The sequence below is a fragment of the Paraburkholderia sp. genome (assembly GCF_050742655.1).
In the GTDB taxonomy this organism is placed as follows: Bacteria; Pseudomonadota; Gammaproteobacteria; order Burkholderiales; family Burkholderiaceae; genus Paraburkholderia.
The window spans coordinates 187,945-205,741 of sequence record NZ_JBOIGG010000010.1; the positions used below are offsets into that span (position 1 = coordinate 187,945).

The window sequence follows — 17,797 nt, forward strand, 5'->3', positions numbered from 1 at the left end:
TCGCGGCGCAGGCGTTGGTTTTGCTTTTTGCCCTTGCAAGCGGGTGCTTATTCGCGCCTCGCGGCGCAGGCGTTGGTTTTGCTTTTTGCCCCTGCAGGCGGGTGCTTATTCGCGCCTCGCGGCGCAGGCGTTGCCCCTGTGCGGGGCGGCACCTCCTTTCTTTGCCGCGGCAAAGAAAGGAGGCAAAGAAAGCCGCTCGACACGTTACCCAGTCCTTTCCGCGCGTAGCCAGAGATGGCCCGCACCTAAGTGTTGTCCTCGTAGGGATGCGGTAGTGGTCCGAGACGAGATCGTCCCTCGCGTTGCACATCGGAGTGGCAAGGGGCCCGCCCACCCCGCGGCGCACCGGTGTGCGCGCGGACGGGTCTGCATCGGAAGCCATTGGGCACTCACGGACCTAGGGGAAATTCCCTGGTGCCCGCCTGCAACACCCATGCGCATCAAATGAGGGGGAACGAGGGGTTATGCCCATCGGCGGCGAAGCTCGCCGGAACGGATGACTGCTGTGTCACTACCGCGAGTGGTGCGAGGGCCGGTCTCGTCTCGGACCACTATGCTGTGTGAACGAGGTGCCCGCTTAGGCGAGGGCCACCACGGCAAGCCTCCGGAAACGAGAAGTTTCGTCTCGAGCGGCTTTCTTTGCCTACTTTCTTTGCCGCGGCAAAGAAAGGAGGTGCCGCCCCGCACAGGGGCAACGCCTGCGCCGCGAGGCGCGAATAAGCACCCGCCTGCCAGGGCAAAAAGCAAAACCAACGCCTGCGCCGCGAGGCGTCAAATCGCAGCCGCCTGCACAGGCAAGAAAGCGCGAGGCGCACAGCAACCCGCCAAAAATCCAGTAAAAAAACAGGCAAAACCCAAACCAGCTAAAATGCCACCCCATGGAAACATGGGCTCCCCACGTCACGGTCGCAGCCGTCATCGAGCGCGATGGCCGCTTCCTGCTGGTCGAGGAGCATACGCCCGCAGGGCTACGCCTCAATCAGCCGGCAGGCCATCTGGAAGCAGGCGAATCGCTCATCGAAGCAGCATCCCGCGAGACGCTCGAAGAAACGGCACATCCGTTCAAGCCCGACGCTATCGTAGGCATCTACATGACGCACTTCGAGCCGGCCGCCGGCAGCGACAATGGCCAAGGCACGACCTATCTGCGCTTCACGTTCCGCGGACAAGCCGGCGAACGGATCAACAACCGTGCCCTCGATCCGGACATCGTCCGCACGCTATGGATGAGCGCCGACGAACTGCGCGCATGCCCCGAACGGCATCGCACGCCGCTCGTGATGCGCTGCATCGACGATTACCTCGCAGGACGGCGGTTTCCGCTCGATCTCGTGCACACGCACGCGGTCGCACCGCCCGCATCAAGCAAGTCAGGCAACTCATGAGCAAGCAGAAAATCGTAGTAGGCATGTCGGGCGGCGTCGATTCGTCGGTGACCGCGTGGCTGCTCAAGGAGCAAGGGTACGACGTCGTCGGTCTCTTCATGAAGAACTGGGAAGACGACGACGACAGCGAATACTGCTCGACCCGCGAAGACTGGATCGACGTCGTGTCGGTCGCCGATCTGATCGGCATCGATGTCGAAGCGGTCAACTTCGCCGCCGAATACAAGGACCGCGTGTTCGCCGAATTCCTGCGCGAATACTCGGCCGGCCGCACGCCGAATCCGGACGTGCTGTGCAACGCCGAAATCAAGTTCAAGGCGTTCCTCGATCACGCCATGTCGCTCGGCGCAGAGACCATCGCGACCGGTCACTATGCGCGCGTCCGCGAAATCGACGGCCGCTTCGAACTGCTGAAGGCGAAGGATCACACGAAAGACCAGTCGTACTTCCTGCATCGCCTGAACCAGGCGCAGCTATCGCGCACGATGTTCCCGCTCGGCGAGATCCCGAAGACGAAGGTCCGCGAAATCGCCGAACAGATCGGTCTGCCGAACGCAAAGAAGAAGGATTCGACCGGCATCTGCTTCATCGGCGAGCGGCCGTTCCGCGACTTCCTGAACCGCTATCTGCCGACCCAGCCTGGTCCGATGAAAACGCCCGACGGCGAACTCGTCGGCGAGCATATCGGTCTCGCGTTCTATACGTTCGGTCAGCGTAAAGGTATCGGCCTCGGCGGCAGCAAGGAAGGCAGCGGCGAACCGTGGTTCGTCGCCGGCAAGGACATTCCGTCGAATACGCTGTACGTCGCGCAGGGCCACGATCATCCGTGGCTGCTGAGCCGCACGCTCGTCGCGGGCAATCCGAGCTGGGTCGCCGGCGAACCGCCCGCCGACGGCCTCCCGTGCGGCGCAAAAACACGCTACCGCCAGGCCGACGCCGCGTGCACGTTCGGTACCGCGAATAGCACAGGCACGTTCGAACTGCATTTCGACGACGCCCAATGGGCTGTCACACCAGGGCAATCTGCGGTGCTCTACGATGGCGACGTCTGTCTCGGTGGCGGCATCATCGAGCATGCGGTAACCTCACAGCCCGCTACGCGGCGCCCGCAGCAGGCCGCGCTGCTCGGCGCGCGCTGACGCTACGGACACTACGCACCGCAGCAACACATAGCAGGCAGCACCGGGCAAGCAGCATTTCTATAACAACGCAGTCGTCCGTTTCCCCCGCAGCGGATCCCTTCCGCACCCGAGCGTAACGATCCCGCCGCGGGGATTCACTGCAAGGGAGTCCCCATGTTTTATCGACGCTATCTGGCGATGTGGTGCGCGGTGCTGCTGCTCGCCGCCTGCGCGGCGCTCGCCGCGCTGCATCATCTGTCGTGGTTCTGGATCGTCATACCGGTGCTGCTCGTCGCGCTCGGCATCTTCGATCTGACGCAGGAGCGCCACGCGATCCTGCGCAATTACCCGCTGTGGGGGCACTTCCGCTTCCTGTTCGAATTCATCCGCCCCGAGATCCGTCAGTACTTCATCGAAGACGACACCGACGAAAAGCCGTTCTCACGCGCGCAGCGCAGCATCGTCTATCAGCGCGCGAAAAACGACGTCGACAGCCGGCCGTACGGCACCGAACTCGACGTGAAGGCGGTCGGGCACGAATGGATCAGCCATTCGTTAGCTCCAACGAAGATCGACAGCCACGACTTCCGCGTGCTCGTCGGCGCGACGCGCGAGCAGCCGTACTCGATGTCGATCTTCAACGTGTCGGCGATGAGCTTCGGCTCGCTGTCGGCGAACGCGATCATGGCGCTCAACCTCGGCGCGAAGAAAGGCAACTTCGCGCACGACACCGGCGAAGGCTCGATGTCGAAGTATCACCGTCAGCATGGCGGCGACATTATCTGGGAGATCGCGTCGGGTTACTTCGGATGCCGCAACGACGACGACACCTTCAACCCCGACAAGTTTTCGAAGCAGGCGCACGAGCCGCAGGTGAAGATGATCGAGGTGAAGCTGTCGCAAGGCGCGAAGCCGGGCCACGGCGGCGTGCTGCCGGCCGCGAAGATCACACCGGAGATCGCCGAGACGCGCGGTGTGCCGATGGGTCGCGACTGCATCTCGCCCGCCACGCATTCGGAGTTCTCGACGCCGCGCGGGCTGCTCGAATTCGTCGAACGGCTGCGGCGCCTGTCCGGCGGCAAGCCGACCGGCTTCAAGCTGTGCATCGGCCATCCGTGGGAATTCTTCGGCATCGCGAAGGCGATGCTCGAAACGGGCATTCTGCCGGACTTCATCGTCGTCGATGGTGCGGAAGGCGGCACGGGCGCGGCGCCGCTCGAATTTACCGATCACGTCGGTGTGCCGCTGCAGGAAGGCCTGCTGCTCGTGCACAACACGCTGGTCGGCATCGGGCTGCGCGACAAGATCCGCATCGGCGCGAGCGGCAAGATGATCACCGCGTTCGATATCGCGAAGACACTCGCGATCGGCGCGGACTGGGTCAACGCAGCGCGCGGCTTCATGTTCGCGGTAGGCTGCATCCAGGCGCAGACGTGCCATACGGGCCGTTGCCCGACCGGCGTCGCGACCCAGGACCCGGTGCGCCAGCGCGCGCTCGTCGTGCCCGACAAGTCGGACCGCGTCGTCAGCTTCCATCACAACACGCTGCACGCTTTGCAGGAAATCATCCAGGCCGCGGGCCTGCACGATCCGTCGGACCTGCGCGCGCATCACATCGTGAGGCGCGTGTCGTCGCACGAGGTGCGGCTGATGTCGGATCTGCTGAAGTATCTGGAGCCGAACGACCTGGTCAACGGTAACTACCGCTATACGCTGTACGAGCGCTGGTGGCCGGTCGCGCAAAGCGATTCGTTCGCGCCGGCGACGGAGCCAGCCCGAACCGCCGCGTAGCATCGAGCGATAACCCGCGAAAACGAAAACGCGCGCCCGGCATCAGCCGGAGCGCGCGTTTTTTATCGCAGCAATCGCCAGGTGAGTGCCGGCGGCACCGTCAGGCTATACCGCCATCGGCCGCCATTTCAGCAAACGTTGTTCGACTGCGGTCAGCAAATAGTCCGCGGCGAGTGCGACGACCGCCAGTACGATCATCGCCGCGAACACGCCGCTCGCGTTGAACGCGCCCTGCGCGGTCGAGATCAGCAGGCCGATGCCCTGCTTCGAGCCGAGAAATTCACCGACCACCGCGCCGACCAGCGCGAAGCCAAAGCTCACGTGCAAGCTCGCGAGAATCCAGCTGAGTGCCGACGGAATCACCACCGACGTCGTCACCTGACGGCGCGACGCCCCAAGAATCTGCGCGTTCGCGATCATGTAGCGGTCCGCTTCGCGCACGCCCTGGAACGCATTCGCGAACACGACGAAGAACACCATCACGACGGCGAGCGCGACCTTCGACGCCATCCCGAGGCCGAGCGAGATCACGAAGATCGAGCCGAGCACGACACGCGGAATCGAATTGGCGATCTTGATGTACAGGCTGAACACGTCGGACAACAGTTTGTTGCGGCCGAGCACGATCCCGCAGAACACGCCAGCTACCGAACCGATGATGAAGCCGAGCCCGGTTTCCTCGAGCGTCACCCACACCTGCGTGAGCAGCGGCCCTTGCGACGTACCGTTCACGAACCAGTCGACGATCTGGTCGAAGATCGCCGAAGGCATCGAGAAGAAGAACGGATCGATCCACTTGAGGCGCGCGGACAGCTCCCAGCCGCCGAGCACGACGACCAGCACCGCGATCCGCAGCCCGATCACGAGCGCCCGGCGGCGGCGGATGCGTTGCTGCGCGACGCGCTCGACCTGCGCGAGCGACGCGGCATCGATGCCCGAAGGCAGCGCCTGTTGATGAGTAGTAGACATGTGAAGTTCCTGCATTGCTGCTGGGTTGCGGGTTTGCGGGTTTGCAATCAACCGATCTGCACTTCTTCGCGCAGGTCGCGCCAGATATCGCGCGAAATCTCGATGAAGCGCGGCTCGTAGCGGATTTCCGACGTGACGCGCGGACGCGGCAGATCGATCTCGTAGACCTTCTTCAACGTCGCGGGCCGCGCAGTCAGCACGAACACGCGGTCGGCGAGCGCGATCGCCTCTTCGAGATCGTGCGTGACGAACACCACCGAGCCGGCATTCGCGGACCACAGCTGCAGCAGCTCGTCCTGCATCAGCGTGCGGGTCTGCATGTCGAGCGCGGAGAACGGCTCGTCCATCAGCAGGATTTCCGGCTTGTTGATGAAGGTCTGCGCGAGCGCGACGCGCTTCCTCATGCCGCCCGACAATTGATGCGGATAGTGCTTGCCGAACTTGTCGAGACCGACGCGACGCAGCCATTCGTTCGCTTCGTCGTAGGCCGCGGATTTCGAGCGGCCGCGATACAGCGGACCGGCCGCGACGTTGTCGAGCACCGAACGCCATGGGAACACGGCGTCCGCCTGGAACACGAAGCCGATGCGCGGATCGATACCGTCGACCGGCGCGCCCATCACCCGCACTTCGCCGGTGGTCGGTTTCAGCAGGCCGGTGATCATGCTGAGCGTGGTCGATTTGCCGCAACCGGTCGGTCCGACGACGGCGACAAACTCGCCGCGCGCGACGCTCATGCTGAAATCGCGCAGCGCGATCGTCGCCTTGCCGTCCGGCGAGATGAAGCGGCACGAGACGTTGCGCAGCTCGATCGCCGGCGTGCCCTGGGATGCCTGGGATAAAGGTGAATTCATGCGTGCTGCCTCGCTGGTTGCATGGGCGCCGTGCGCGGATCCCGGCTCCGCGTGCGGCGCGTTTGCGGTGTGTTCGCGTTGCGTTATTTGGACTGCGCGACGAAGTCGTTGGTGTAGGTCTTCGTCAGATCGATGTGCTTGCCCTTCACCGACGGATTGAACGCGGCCAGTACCTTCAGTACCGTGTCCGGACCGTCGGCGGGCATCTTGCCGTCCTTCGTGAACATCGGCAGCGATGCCTTCAGCGCACCGACGTACAGGTCGCGGTTCGCGCCGTAGTAGTCCTTCGGCATCTTGTCCGCGATCTCGTCGGCGCTGTGTGTTGCGATGAAATTCAGCGTGCGCGCGAATGCGTGCGCGAGCTTGCCCGCTTCGACCTTGTGCGATTCGACCCACGCGCGCTGCACGTAGAAGCTCGACGCCGGGTAGGTGCCGCCAAGCGCGGCGCGCGTGCCTTCAAGCGTGCGCATGTCGACCAGCACCTTCGCGTCGCCGGTCTTCAGCAGCTGCGACACGGTCGGCTCGGTCGTCATACCGGCGTCGATGCGCTCCTGCTTGATCGCGGCGATGAAGCTGTTGTCCGCGCCGACCGGCAGCAGCGTGTACTGCGTCGACGGGATGCCCGCGCGTTGCGCGAGGTATTGCGTGAGGAAGCTGGTCGACGAACCGAGACCGGTTACGCCAAGCGTCTTGCCCTTCACGTCGGCCATGCTCTTCAACGTGGCGGAGGCCTTCGTCGAAACCATCTCGACTTCGCCCGGCACCTGGCCGAACACGACGATCGCCTCGACTTCCTTGCCCTTGCTCTGCAGATCGATCGTGTGATCGTAGAAGCCGACCACGCCCTGGACCGCGCCGGCCAGCAGTTCGTTTTCCGCGTCGACGCCGGCTGGCTGCGACAGGACCTCGACGTCGAGCCCTTCGTCCTTGAAGTAGCCGAGCTGTTCGGTGAGCTTCGCCGGCAGGTAGATGATCTTGGTCGCGCCGCCGACCATGATCGAAATCTTCGAATCGGCAAACGCCGCGCTCGATGCCGTCGCGAGCGACAGCGCGACGACGGCCGACGTGGACAGGGCCATCATGTTTCGCAAGGTACGCATCCGCTAGTCTCCTGTGCTGGATTGGAGCCGCCTTGCATGCTGCCGGCGGCGTTTTATTGCTATCGATTGCTACGGGTTACTACTGTTGTTTACTATCGCCGGATTCCGACGCGTGACGGGCATTATAAAAATCGGAAACCTTCTGCGAGCTATCGGAGGGTTGGGGCAAACGTGGGTGTTAACCCGAAATGAGCCGGAATGAGCGGACGTGTGGACCATTGAACGCGCGTCCTGTCCGCACAACCCCGCGTCGCGCGGCTCGCACAACGTGTGCTATTTTCGTGGCGGCCGCCGCAGCCCCAGCGGCCCTGTACCGCTTGTTTCACTCCTTTGTTTCACTCTTCACTCGCCTGTCGTCCGCTGCCCGCCATGAAGCTCCTGCTGATCGAAGATAACCCGACGCTGTCGCACTGGCTCGCGAAAATGCTCACGCAGGAAACCTTTGCGCTCGATGCAGTGCAGGACGGCGACGCCGCCGACCAGCTGCTGCGCACGAATCACTACGACGTCGTGCTGCTCGACCTGAACCTGCCGAAGCTGTCCGGCAAGAACGTGCTGCGTCGGCTGCGCCAGCGCGGCGACGCGACGCCGGTCATGATCCTCACTGCGAGCGGCTCGATCGACGAAAAGGTCGAACTGCTCGGCGCCGGCGCCGACGACTATCTGGTGAAGCCATTCGAAGTGCGCGAGCTGGTCGCGCGCATCAAGGTGCTGATCCGCCGGCAGTCGCCGTCGAAAGCGAGCGAGGTGATCTGCGGCGATGTTGCGTTCGACATCGACACGCGGCAATTCACGCTGAAAGGCGCGCCGCTCGCCGTCACGCCGCGCGAACGTACCGTGCTCGAAACGCTGATCCTGCGGCTCGGCAAGACGGTGTCGAAAGCGGCGTTGATGGACTCGATCTTCACGCTCTCCGACGAGCCGAGCGAAGACGCCATCGAGATCTACGTGTCGCGGCTGCGCAAGAAACTCGACGGCAGTTCTGCCGCGATCGTCACGCTGCGCGGGCTGGGCTATCTGCTGCGCAAGAAAGACGACGACCAGTAACGATGACCAATAGCCTGCGCGTCCGTCTGCTGTGGTGGCTGCTCGTGCCGCTCGCGCTGTACGTGTTCGTCACCGGCAACGCCGAACACGACAACGCGCGGCGCACCGCCGATCTCGTGCAGGACAACGCGCTGCTGTCGTCGGCGCGGATGATCGCCGGCGAAGTCGAATGGGTCGACGGCTATCTGCGCGTCGACGTGCCGCCGGCCGCGCTCGAAATGTTCGCGTCGCCGTATCGCGATCAGGTGTTCTACAGCGTCGGCATCGACGATGGACGGCTGCTCGCGGGCACGCCGGATTTCCCGCATGGCACGTATGCGTCCTACGACGAACCGCGCTATTACGATACGACGGTCGCGGGCCAGCCGATCCGCGCGGTCGGCTTCGTGCGGCAGATGTACGACAACGGCGCGACGCGGCGCGTGCTGGTGTCGGTCGGCAAGACGGCAGGCTCGCGCGACGCGATGATGCAGCAGTTGTGGCGGCCGCAGCTCGTGCGGCAGATCGAGATGATCGTGCTCGCGGTCGCACTCGCGTGCATCGGGCTCACGTTCGAGCTACGCCCGCTGATGAAGATGAAGGACGACGTCGCCGACCGCGATCCGATGCAGCTCGCGCCGCTGCGCATCGAGCGTCTGCACACCGAATTGCGGCCGATCGTCGATGCGATCAACCAGTGCATCGCGCGGCTCGGGTTACAGGTCGGCGCGCAGCGGCGCTTCATCGCCGATGCGGCGCATCAGCTACGCACGCCGCTGACGCTGCTCGACACGCAGTTGCAGTTCGCGCGCCAGCATCGCGGCCTCGAACCGGCGCTCGACGAAGCGCTCGCAGCGATGCATCGGAGCAACCGCTCGATGGTCGGACTGACCAACAAGCTGCTGCTGCTCGCGCAGGCCGAATCCGCCGACTACACGCAGCTCGCGAGCCAGCCGGTCGATCTGGGCGCGCTCGCAAAGGACGTCGTCGAGGATCTCGCGCTGCTCGCGCAAGCGCGTACGATCGATCTCGGCGCGGAATTGCAGAGCCCCGCGCGGATCGTCGGTCATGCCGGGTTACTGTCCGCGCTGATCGCGAACCTCGCGGAAAACGCGATCCGCTACACGCAGCCGGGTGGTCACGTGACGGTCGCGGTGCGCAGCGACGACACGACAGTCACGCTCGTCGTGTCGGACAACGGGCCGGGCATTCCACCCGAAGCGCGCAGCCGGGTGTTCGAGCCGTTCTATCGCGCGGCCACCGATACCGAAGGCACCGGCCTCGGCCTCGCGATCGCCCGTGAGATCGTGCATGCGCATCGCGGCGAGATCGCGCTGTCGGTGGGCGGTCTGCCGGCCGCGGCCGGCAGTGGCCGCGGCGTGACCGCGACGGTCACGTTCACGGCGGCGCGCTCAGTCTGAAGGGAAGGTGTCGGCGAACGACGGGCGTTGCGACAGTTTCTGGAAGTGCTTGTCGAGGGTCGGGTACGGCTCGCGCCAGTTGAGTTCGGGCATCCGGAAATCGAGGTAGCCGAGCGCGCAGCCGACCGCGACGTCGGCCAGCGTGTAGTGATTGCCGGCGCACCACGGCTTGCTGCCGAGCCCCTGCGCCATCGCGACAAGACCTTCATCGATCTTGCGCCGCTGGCGCGCGAGCCAGCCCTCGTTGCGCTGTTCGGCGGGACGCTGCGTGCCTTCGCAGCGGATCAGCACGGCCGCGTCGAGCATGCCGTCGGCGAGCGCTTCCCAGCAGCGCACCTCGACGCGCTCGCGCCCCGACTGCGGAATCAGCTTGCCCACCGGCGACAGCGTATCGACGTATTCGCAGATCACCCGCGAATCGAAGACCGCTTCGCCGTCTTCCATCAACAGGCACGGCACCTGGCCGATTGGATTGAAGGTGTGGATGGTGGTTTCCGGCACCCAGACGTTTTCGAGCACCAGCTTGTAGTCGATCTTCTTTTCGGCGAGCACGATCCGCGCCTTGCGGACAAACGGGCTCCCCAGCGAACCGATGAGTTTCATTACATCTGCCTTTTCTGGAATCCGCCGAAAGTATAACGTTGGATATCGGTCATCAAGACGACGGCCGCACAGCTTCCGGATCCGCGCCACACCCTGCACGTGGGCGAATTGTAACGTTGCCGCGACGAGCCGCGTTCGTCCAGACAGCCGGACGGCCACTGCCCCCGGAATATTGCCGGCCGCGTGTGCGAGGCTCATGCGAAACCGCATCCGGATTGGGCGCTACAATCTCACGATGAACCAGCCGACCGAACTCCCGGGCGAACTGACGGCCGCCGCGCCCCCGGCCATCGACGTCTATCGCGCACGCCGCGAACGCGTGCTCGCGGCGTTACGCGCGCAGGGCGGCGGCATCGCGATCGTGCCCACCGCGCCCGAGGTGCTGCGCAACCGCGACGCGGACTATCCGTACCGGCACGACAGCTACTTCTACTACCTCACCGGCTTCACCGAACCCGAAGCAACGCTGGTGCTCGATGCGAGCGCGCAATCGGGCGAACCCGCGTCGATCCTGTTCTGCCGCACGAAAAACGCCGAGCGCGAAACGTGGGAAGGCTTCCGCTTCGGTCCCGAAGGCGCGCGCGATGCGTTCGGCTTCGACGCAGCCTTTGCAATCGACGACATCGACACCGAACTGCCGCGTCTGATCGCCGACCGGCCCGCGCTGCACTATGCGCTCGGCGCGTCGGCGGAATTCGATACGAAGGTGCGCGGCTGGCTCGACGCGGTCCGCGCGCGTAGTCGCGGCGGCGTCGCGGCGCCGTCGGGCGCGCACGACCTGCTGCCGTTGCTCGACGACATGCGCCTTTTCAAGGACGCACACGAACTGTCGATCATGCGCCGCGCCGCGCAGATCTCCGCGCTCGCGCACTGCCGTACGATGGCCGCGTGCCGTCCGGGCATCCGCGAATACGAACTCGAGGCCGAACTGCTCTACACGTTCCGCCGCCACGGCGCGCAGGCGCCCGCGTACGGCTCGATCGTCGCGGCCGGCGCAAACGCGTGTGTGCTGCACTACCCGGCGGGCAACGCGATCGCGCGGGACGGCGACCTGATCCTGATCGATGCCGCGTGCGAGCTCGACGGCTACGCGTCCGACATCACCCGCACGTTCCCCGCGAACGGCCGCTTCTCGCCCGCGCAGCGCGAGCTGTACGACATCGTGCTCGCCGCGCAGCAGGCCGCGGTCGACGCGACGCGCGCCGGTGTGAACTTCGAGGCGCCGCATGACGCGGCCGTGCGAGTGCTCGCGCAGGGGCTGCTCGATACGGGTATCGTCGACCGGCAACGCTTCGCATCGGTCGACGACGTGATCGCCGAGCGCGCGTACGCGCGCTTCTACATGCATCGTACCGGCCACTGGATCGGGATGGACGTGCACGATTGCGGCGACTATCGCGAACGCAGCGCCGCGCGCGACACCGACGGCGCGCTGCCGTGGCGCACGCTGCAACCGTCGATGGCACTCACGATCGAGCCGGGCCTCTACGTGCGCGCGGCCGAAGACGTGCCCGAGCGCTACTGGGACATCGGCATCCGCATCGAGGACGACGCGGTCGTCACGCCCGACGGCTGTGAACTGCTGACGCGCGACGTACCGGTCGCCGCCGACGAGATCGAAGCGCTGATGCGCGATGCGCAGAGCGGCACCGGCCGCGCGTGACGTGACTTGACCTGGCTTGACGTGCGCACAACGAAGACCACCGACGTTATGAGTGAAGCATTGCCCGCAGCTGCACGCCCCTCTTCCTCCGGCCAGGCCGAAACCCCGTTCGACTACGACGTGACGATCGTCGGCGCGGGGCCGGTCGGCCTTGCGCTCGCGGGCTGGCTCGCACGGCGCAGCGCGACGCAGTCGCTGTCGATCGCGTTGATCGACGCGCGCGAGCCCGATCACGCGTTGACCGATCCGCGCGCGATCGCGGTCTCGCACGGCAGCCGGATGATTCTCGAACCGCTGCGCTGGCCCGCCGACGCGACCGCGATTCACCGGATCCACGTGTCGCAGCGCGGTCACTTCGGTCGCACGCTAATCGATCGCACCGAACACGATCTGCCCGCGCTTGGCTACGTGCTGCGCTACGGCTCGATCGTCGGCGCGCTTGCGGACGCGGTGCGCCCGACTGCCGTGCACTGGCTCACGTCGACGTCGGCGCTGGCGCCTGTGCAGGAAGACGACGGGGTTACGTTGCCGGTTGAAACGTCAGGAGCGTCCGGTGCGGTGCGCACGCTGCGCACGCGCGTGCTCGTTAATGCCGAGGGTGGCCTGTTCCAGGATCAGGCGCACCGGACCGATGCGGACGGCAGTTCGCGCGACTACGGACAGACCGCGCTGGTCGGTACCGTTACGGTGTCGGCGCCGCAGCCACACGTCGCGTGGGAACGCTTCACGCCGCAAGGGCCGATCGCGCTGCTGCCGGTAGGCGGCGCGCGCGATGCGGACTTCTCGCTGGTGTGGTGCTGCTCGCCCGACGAGGCGGCACGTCGCGCGCAATTGCCCGACGATGCGCTGCTGCGCGAACTCGGCGTCGCGTTCGGCGACCGCATGGGACGCTTCACGCGAATCGTCGGCCGCGCGTCGTTTCCGCTTGGGCTCAACGCGGCGGACACGCTCGTCAAAGGGCGTATCGCCGCGATCGGCAATGCGGCGCAAACGCTGCATCCGGTGGCGGGCCAGGGCCTGAATCTCGGGCTGCGCGACGCGCACGCGCTCGCCGACGCGCTGTCGCAGCACGGCGCGACGCCGCTCGCGCTCGCCGGGTTCGCGCAGCGCCGCGCACTCGACCGCCGGATGACGATCCGCGCCACCGACACGCTCGCCCGCCTCTTCACGGTCGACTTCGCGCCGCTCGGCGTGCTGCGCGGCCTCGCGCTGACCGCGCTCGAATTCGCGCCGCCGGTCAAGACGGCACTCGCCCGCCAGATGATGTTCGGACAACGCCGCTGAACGTACGGACCGCGAGACCGCGTGGGTCCATACGCGGCGGACGTTCTATGAGTGCGGGCACTTTCATAGAAGATTTAAAGGGTTACGACAGGCTCAAGTGATTTGCGAAGAATCCGTTAACGGTAAAATGGCGGTTTTCCCTCGCGAATCGTGATCGGCTTTTGTCACGACATATCGCGAGCAACGCCGCACTTGCTTGCCGTTTTGCGTTCATCTCATTTTTCGCTTCATTTTTCACTTCACAACGCCCGATGCTGACTCTCGGTTCCCACAATCTGCGCAACAACCTGTTCGTCGCCCCGATGGCCGGCGTGACGGACCGGCCGTTCCGTCAGCTGTGCAAGCGGCTCGGCGCGGGCTATGCGGTGTCGGAGATGGTCGCGTCGAACGCACAGCTGTGGAAGAGCGAGAAGACGATGCGTCGCGCGAACCACACGGGCGAGGTCGAACCGATCGCGGTGCAGATCGCCGGCGCCGATCCGGCGATGATGGCCGAGGCCGCGCGCTACAACGTCGCGAACGGCGCGCAGATCATCGACATCAACATGGGCTGCCCGGCGAAGAAGGTGTGCAATGTCGCCGCCGGTTCCGCGCTGCTGCAGAACGAGCCGCTCGTGCAGCGCATCGTCGAGGCGGTGGTCGGCGCGGTGGGCGTCGGGCCAGACGCCGTGCCGGTCACGCTGAAGATCCGCACCGGCTGGGACCGCGACAACCGCAACGCGCTGAAGGTCGCGCGCATCGCCGAGGAAGCCGGCATCTCGATGCTCACCGTGCATGGCCGTACGCGCGCCGATCTCTATCGCGGCGACGCCGAGTACGACACGATCGCCGCGGTGAAGGCCGCGGCGCGCATTCCGGTGGTGGCGAACGGCGACATCGCGACGCCGCAGAAAGCACGTGAGGTGCTGGCCGCGACTGGCGCCGACGCGATCATGATCGGCCGTGCCGCGCAGGGTCGTCCGTGGCTGTTCCGCGAAATCGCGCATTTCCTCGACACCGGCGAGCTGCTGCAGGCACCGCGCGTCGATGAAATCCAGCGGATCATGAACGAGCATCTGGAAGATCATTACGCGTTCTACGGTGAATTTACTGGCGTCCGTACTGCGCGCAAGCACATCGGCTGGTACACTCGCGGCCTTTCCGGCGCCGGCGTGTTCCGCCAACGCATGAATACGCTGGACACGACGCGCGAACAACTGCTCGCCGTCAACCAGTTCTTCGACGCACAGAAGGCGCTGTCAGACCGCCTCGTGTACGTTGAGGACGAAGCCAGCGACGTTGCCAGCAGCGAAACCCGCACTAACGGCGAGCCGGACCATACCGACCGACTAGCAGCATGAGCAAGCACAATATCGAACAATGTGTCCGCGACAGCCTGGGGATGTACTTTCAGGATCTCGACGGCTCCAACCCGCACGACGTCTACGACATGGTGATCTCGTGTGTTGAAAAACCGTTGCTCGAGGTGGTGCTCCAGCAGGCGGGCGGCAATCAGTCGCTCGCAGCCGAATATCTCGGCATCAACCGCAATACGCTGCGCAAGAAGCTGCAACAGCACGGCCTGCTGTAGCGACTCGCGCCCCGCCTCGTTCCCTTTCGGCTTCCCGTCCCCATCATGATCAAGCAAGCCCTCATCTCCGTTTCCGACAAGTCCGGCATCGTCGATTTCGCGAAGGCGCTGTCCGGCCTCGGCGTGAAGATCCTGTCGACGGGCGGCACCGCGAAACTGCTCGCCGATGCCGGTCTCGCGGTCACCGAAGTGGCTGACTACACCGGCTTTCCCGAGATGCTCGACGGCCGCGTGAAGACGCTGCACCCGAAGGTGCACGGCGGGATTCTCGCGCGCCGCGATCTGCCGGAGCACATGGCCGCGCTGGCAAAGCACGACATCCCGACGATCGACCTGCTCGTCGTGAACCTGTACCCGTTCGTACAGACGGTGTCGAAGGAAGAGTGCTCGCTTGAAGATGCGATCGAGAACATCGACATCGGCGGCCCGACGATGCTGCGCTCGGCCGCAAAGAATCACCGTGACGTGACGGTTGTCGTCGACCCGGCGGACTACGCGGTCGTGCTCGACGAAATGCGCGCGAACGCGAACACCGTCGCCTACAAGACCAACTTCCGGCTCGCCACCAAGGTGTTCGCGCACACCGCGCAATACGACGGCGCGATCACGAACTATCTGACGAGCCTCACCGACGAACTGCAGCACAAGTCGCGCAACGCGTACCCAGCCACGCTGAACCTCGCGTTCACGAAGGTGCAGGATCTGCGCTACGGCGAGAATCCGCACCAGGGCGCCGCGTTCTATCGCGACCTCGCGGCACCGGCCGGCGCGCTCGCGGACTACCGGCAGTTGCAGGGCAAGGAACTGTCGTACAACAACATCGCCGATTCCGACGCGGCGTGGGAATGCGTGAAGACGTTCGACGTGCCCGCGTGCGTGATCGTCAAGCATGCGAACCCGTGCGGCGTCGCCGTCGGCAACGATGCGCACGACACGTATTCGAAGGCATTCCAGACCGACCCGACGTCGGCGTTCGGCGGCATCATCGCGTTCAATCGCGAAGTCGACGAAACGGCGGCGCAGGCAGTGGCGAAGCAGTTCGTCGAAGTGCTGATCGCGCCGGCGTTCAGCGAAGCCGCGAGACAGGTGTTCGCCGCGAAGCAGAACGTGCGTCTGCTCGAAATCGCGCTGGGCAACGGCCACAACGCGTTCGACCTGAAGCGCGTGGGCGGCGGCCTGCTGGTGCAGTCGCTCGATGCGCGCAACGTGCAGCCGCACGAACTGCGCGTCGTGACGAAGCGCCACCCCACGTCGAAGGAAATGGACGACCTGCTGTTCGCATGGCGCGTCGCGAAGTACGTGAAGTCGAATGCAATCGTGTTCTGCGGTAACGGCATGACGCTCGGCGTCGGCGCGGGCCAGATGAGCCGCGTGGACTCCGCACGGATCGCGAGCATCAAGGCGCAGAACGCGGGGCTGTCGCTGAGCGGCTCGGCGGTTGCGTCGGATGCGTTCTTCCCGTTCCGCGACGGTCTCGACGTCGTGGTCGCCGCGGGTGCGACGTGCGTGATCCAGCCGGGCGGCTCGATGCGCGATGACGAAGTGATCGCCGCCGCCGACGAGCACAACATCGCGATGGTGGTCACGGGCGTGCGGCACTTTCGCCACTGAGCGCGCTTTCAAGCGTCGCGACACCGCAGCTGGTACCGATAGCGGCCGGCCGGGCTTCATGCCTCGCCGGCCGTTTTTCATGCGATTCGTTGTAGTATCGCAGGCAGTCCTTCCCCAGCGGTTTTCATGAGAATTCTCGGCATCGACCCAGGTTTGCGCGTGACCGGCTTCGGCGTCATCGATCAATCCGGTCATCAGCTCACGTACGTGGCTAGCGGCGTCATCAAGACCTCGGATGCAGACCTGCCGTCGCGCCTCGGCACTATTTTCGAAGGCATCTCGACGCTGATTCGCCAGCACGCGCCCGATCAGTCCGCGGTCGAAAAAGTCTTCGTGAACGTCAATCCGCAGTCCACGCTGCTGCTGGGCCAGGCACGCGGCGCAGCGATCTGCGGGCTGGTGGCGGGCGGCGTGCCGGTGGCCGAATATACGGCGCTGCAATTGAAGCAGGCCGTCGTCGGCTACGGCCGCGCGACGAAGGAACAGATGCAGCACATGGTCGTGCGCCTGCTGAACCTGTCGGGTCTGCCGGGCACCGACGCCGCAGACGCGCTCGGCATGGCGATCTGCCACGCACACGGCGGCGGCGCGTTGAGCAAGCTCGGCGGTATCGCACCGGGCCTCGCCAAAAAAGGCCTGCGCGTGCGCCGCGGGCGCCTCGTCGGCTAACCTGCGCGCTGCGCTACACTCGGGCTCCCTTCCCCTTCTCACTCGATTGAACCCGCCATGATCGGTCGCATTGCCGGCGTCCTGCTGGAAAAGAATCCGCCGCACCTGCTGGTCGACTGCAACGGTGTCGGCTACGAAATCGACGTGCCGATGAGTACGTTCTACAACCTGCCCTCCACCGGCGAACGCGTCGTGCTGCTCACGCAGCTGATCGTGCGCGAGGACGCGCATCTGCTGTATGGATTCGGCACCACGCAGGAACGCATGACGTTCCGCGAGCTGCTGAAGATCAGCGGCATCGGCGCGCGGATGGCGCTGGCGGTGCTGTCGGGGATGAGCGTGCATGAGCTGTCGCAAACCGTCACGCTGCAGGATGCCGCGCGCCTGACGCGCGTGCCTGGGATCGGCAAGAAAACCGCTGAACGTCTGCTGCTGGAACTGAAGGGCAAGCTCGGTGCGGATCTCGGCGCGATGGCGAGTGCGGCGTCGGCATCCGATCACGCGAGCGACATCCTGAATGCGCTGCTGGCATTGGGGTACTCCGAAAAAGAAGCGCTGGCCGCGATCAAGAATGTGCCGGCCGGCACGGGGGTATCCGAAGGGATCAAGCTCGCGCTGAAGGCGCTGTCGAAAGCCTGACGTTGCGTGCTGCAACGCGCCTTGAGGTGGACGCACTGCAGCACCTGAATGAAGCTTCCCACGCCGGCGCGCGCGGCGCACCCTGGCCGAT

The 17,797-nt window shown here is 65.2% G+C and carries 16 protein-coding genes; 12 read left to right on the forward strand and 4 right to left on the reverse strand.

Annotated elements, in window-relative coordinates; all coding sequences use genetic code 11:
* Positions 1-878 precede the first annotated feature (878 nt).
* The 3 genes from ACREXZ_RS16320 (at position 879) to ACREXZ_RS16330 (ending at position 4,297) form a co-directional block, all read left to right on the forward strand.
* Positions 879-1,385: an NUDIX hydrolase gene (locus ACREXZ_RS16320; protein ID WP_431765136.1), complete on the forward strand. Its 507-nt coding sequence runs from the start codon at positions 879-881 to the stop codon at positions 1,383-1,385.
* Positions 1,382-2,524: a tRNA 2-thiouridine(34) synthase MnmA gene (gene mnmA / locus ACREXZ_RS16325; RefSeq protein WP_431765137.1), complete on the forward strand. Its 1,143-nt coding sequence runs from the start codon at positions 1,382-1,384 to the stop codon at positions 2,522-2,524. The genes ACREXZ_RS16320 and mnmA overlap by 4 nt, the downstream gene beginning before the upstream one ends.
* Before the next feature lie 156 nt (positions 2,525-2,680).
* Positions 2,681-4,297 (forward strand): FMN-binding glutamate synthase family protein, encoded by a 1,617-nt coding sequence (locus ACREXZ_RS16330; protein WP_431765138.1) that lies wholly within the window; start codon positions 2,681-2,683, stop codon positions 4,295-4,297.
* A 105-nt stretch (positions 4,298-4,402) separates the two neighbouring features.
* On the opposite strand, the gene ACREXZ_RS16335 is transcribed toward ACREXZ_RS16330, so the two are convergent.
* The 3 genes from ACREXZ_RS16335 to ACREXZ_RS16345 all read right to left on the reverse strand — a co-directional run bounded on the left by ACREXZ_RS16335 (position 4,403) and on the right by ACREXZ_RS16345 (position 7,220).
* Entirely contained in the window at positions 4,403-5,266 is an 864-nt protein-coding gene (locus ACREXZ_RS16335) for an ABC transporter permease (RefSeq protein ID WP_431765139.1), read from the reverse strand.
* A gap of 47 nt (positions 5,267-5,313) precedes the next feature.
* Positions 5,314-6,120: an ABC transporter ATP-binding protein gene (locus ACREXZ_RS16340; RefSeq protein ID WP_431765140.1), complete on the reverse strand. Its 807-nt coding sequence runs from the start codon at positions 6,118-6,120 to the stop codon at positions 5,314-5,316.
* Between the two features lie 83 nt (positions 6,121-6,203).
* Positions 6,204-7,220 carry an ABC transporter substrate-binding protein gene (locus ACREXZ_RS16345; protein WP_431765141.1) on the reverse strand — a complete coding sequence of 339 codons (1,017 nt, stop codon included), beginning with the start codon at positions 7,218-7,220 and terminating at the stop codon, positions 6,204-6,206.
* A 369-nt stretch (positions 7,221-7,589) separates the two neighbouring features.
* Here ACREXZ_RS16345 and ACREXZ_RS16350 point away from each other — a divergent pair, with 369 nt between their 5' ends.
* Positions 7,590-8,267 (forward strand): response regulator, encoded by a 678-nt coding sequence (locus ACREXZ_RS16350; RefSeq protein ID WP_431765142.1) that lies wholly within the window; start codon positions 7,590-7,592, stop codon positions 8,265-8,267.
* A gap of 2 nt (positions 8,268-8,269) precedes the next feature.
* A complete protein-coding gene (locus ACREXZ_RS16355; protein WP_431765143.1) occupies positions 8,270-9,667 on the forward strand; it encodes a sensor histidine kinase in 1,398 nt (465 codons plus the stop codon).
* On the opposite strand, the gene ACREXZ_RS16360 is transcribed toward ACREXZ_RS16355, so the two are convergent.
* A complete protein-coding gene (locus ACREXZ_RS16360) occupies positions 9,659-10,270 on the reverse strand; it encodes a glutathione S-transferase C-terminal domain-containing protein (protein WP_431765144.1) in 612 nt (203 codons plus the stop codon). The genes ACREXZ_RS16355 and ACREXZ_RS16360 overlap by 9 nt on opposite strands.
* Positions 10,271-10,505: 235 nt before the next feature.
* Here ACREXZ_RS16360 and ACREXZ_RS16365 point away from each other — a divergent pair, with 235 nt between their 5' ends.
* The 7 genes from ACREXZ_RS16365 (at position 10,506) to ruvA (ending at position 17,706) form a co-directional block, all read left to right on the forward strand.
* Entirely contained in the window at positions 10,506-11,933 is a 1,428-nt protein-coding gene (locus ACREXZ_RS16365; RefSeq protein WP_431765200.1) for an aminopeptidase P N-terminal domain-containing protein, read from the forward strand.
* 48 nt (positions 11,934-11,981) lie between these two features.
* On the forward strand, positions 11,982-13,217 hold the full coding sequence (locus ACREXZ_RS16370; protein ID WP_431765145.1) for a UbiH/UbiF/VisC/COQ6 family ubiquinone biosynthesis hydroxylase: 1,236 nt from the start codon (positions 11,982-11,984) through the stop codon (positions 13,215-13,217).
* 251 nt (positions 13,218-13,468) lie between these two features.
* Positions 13,469-14,557: a tRNA dihydrouridine synthase DusB gene (gene dusB / locus ACREXZ_RS16375; protein ID WP_431765146.1), complete on the forward strand. Its 1,089-nt coding sequence runs from the start codon at positions 13,469-13,471 to the stop codon at positions 14,555-14,557.
* The gene (locus tag ACREXZ_RS16380) at positions 14,554-14,787 is read left to right on the forward strand and encodes a Fis family transcriptional regulator (RefSeq protein ID WP_431765147.1); all 234 of its coding nucleotides are present in this window, start codon (positions 14,554-14,556) and stop codon (positions 14,785-14,787) included. The genes dusB and ACREXZ_RS16380 overlap by 4 nt, the downstream gene beginning before the upstream one ends.
* 45 nt (positions 14,788-14,832) lie before the next feature.
* Positions 14,833-16,398, forward strand: a complete 1,566-nt coding sequence (gene purH, locus ACREXZ_RS16385) for a bifunctional phosphoribosylaminoimidazolecarboxamide formyltransferase/IMP cyclohydrolase (protein WP_431765148.1) — start codon at positions 14,833-14,835, stop codon at positions 16,396-16,398.
* A 126-nt stretch (positions 16,399-16,524) separates the two neighbouring features.
* A complete protein-coding gene (gene ruvC, locus ACREXZ_RS16390) occupies positions 16,525-17,067 on the forward strand; it encodes a crossover junction endodeoxyribonuclease RuvC (protein WP_431765149.1) in 543 nt (180 codons plus the stop codon).
* Positions 17,068-17,124: 57 nt separating this feature from the next.
* On the forward strand, positions 17,125-17,706 hold the full coding sequence (gene ruvA, locus ACREXZ_RS16395; protein WP_431765150.1) for a Holliday junction branch migration protein RuvA: 582 nt from the start codon (positions 17,125-17,127) through the stop codon (positions 17,704-17,706).
* Positions 17,707-17,797: the final 91 nt, after the last annotated feature.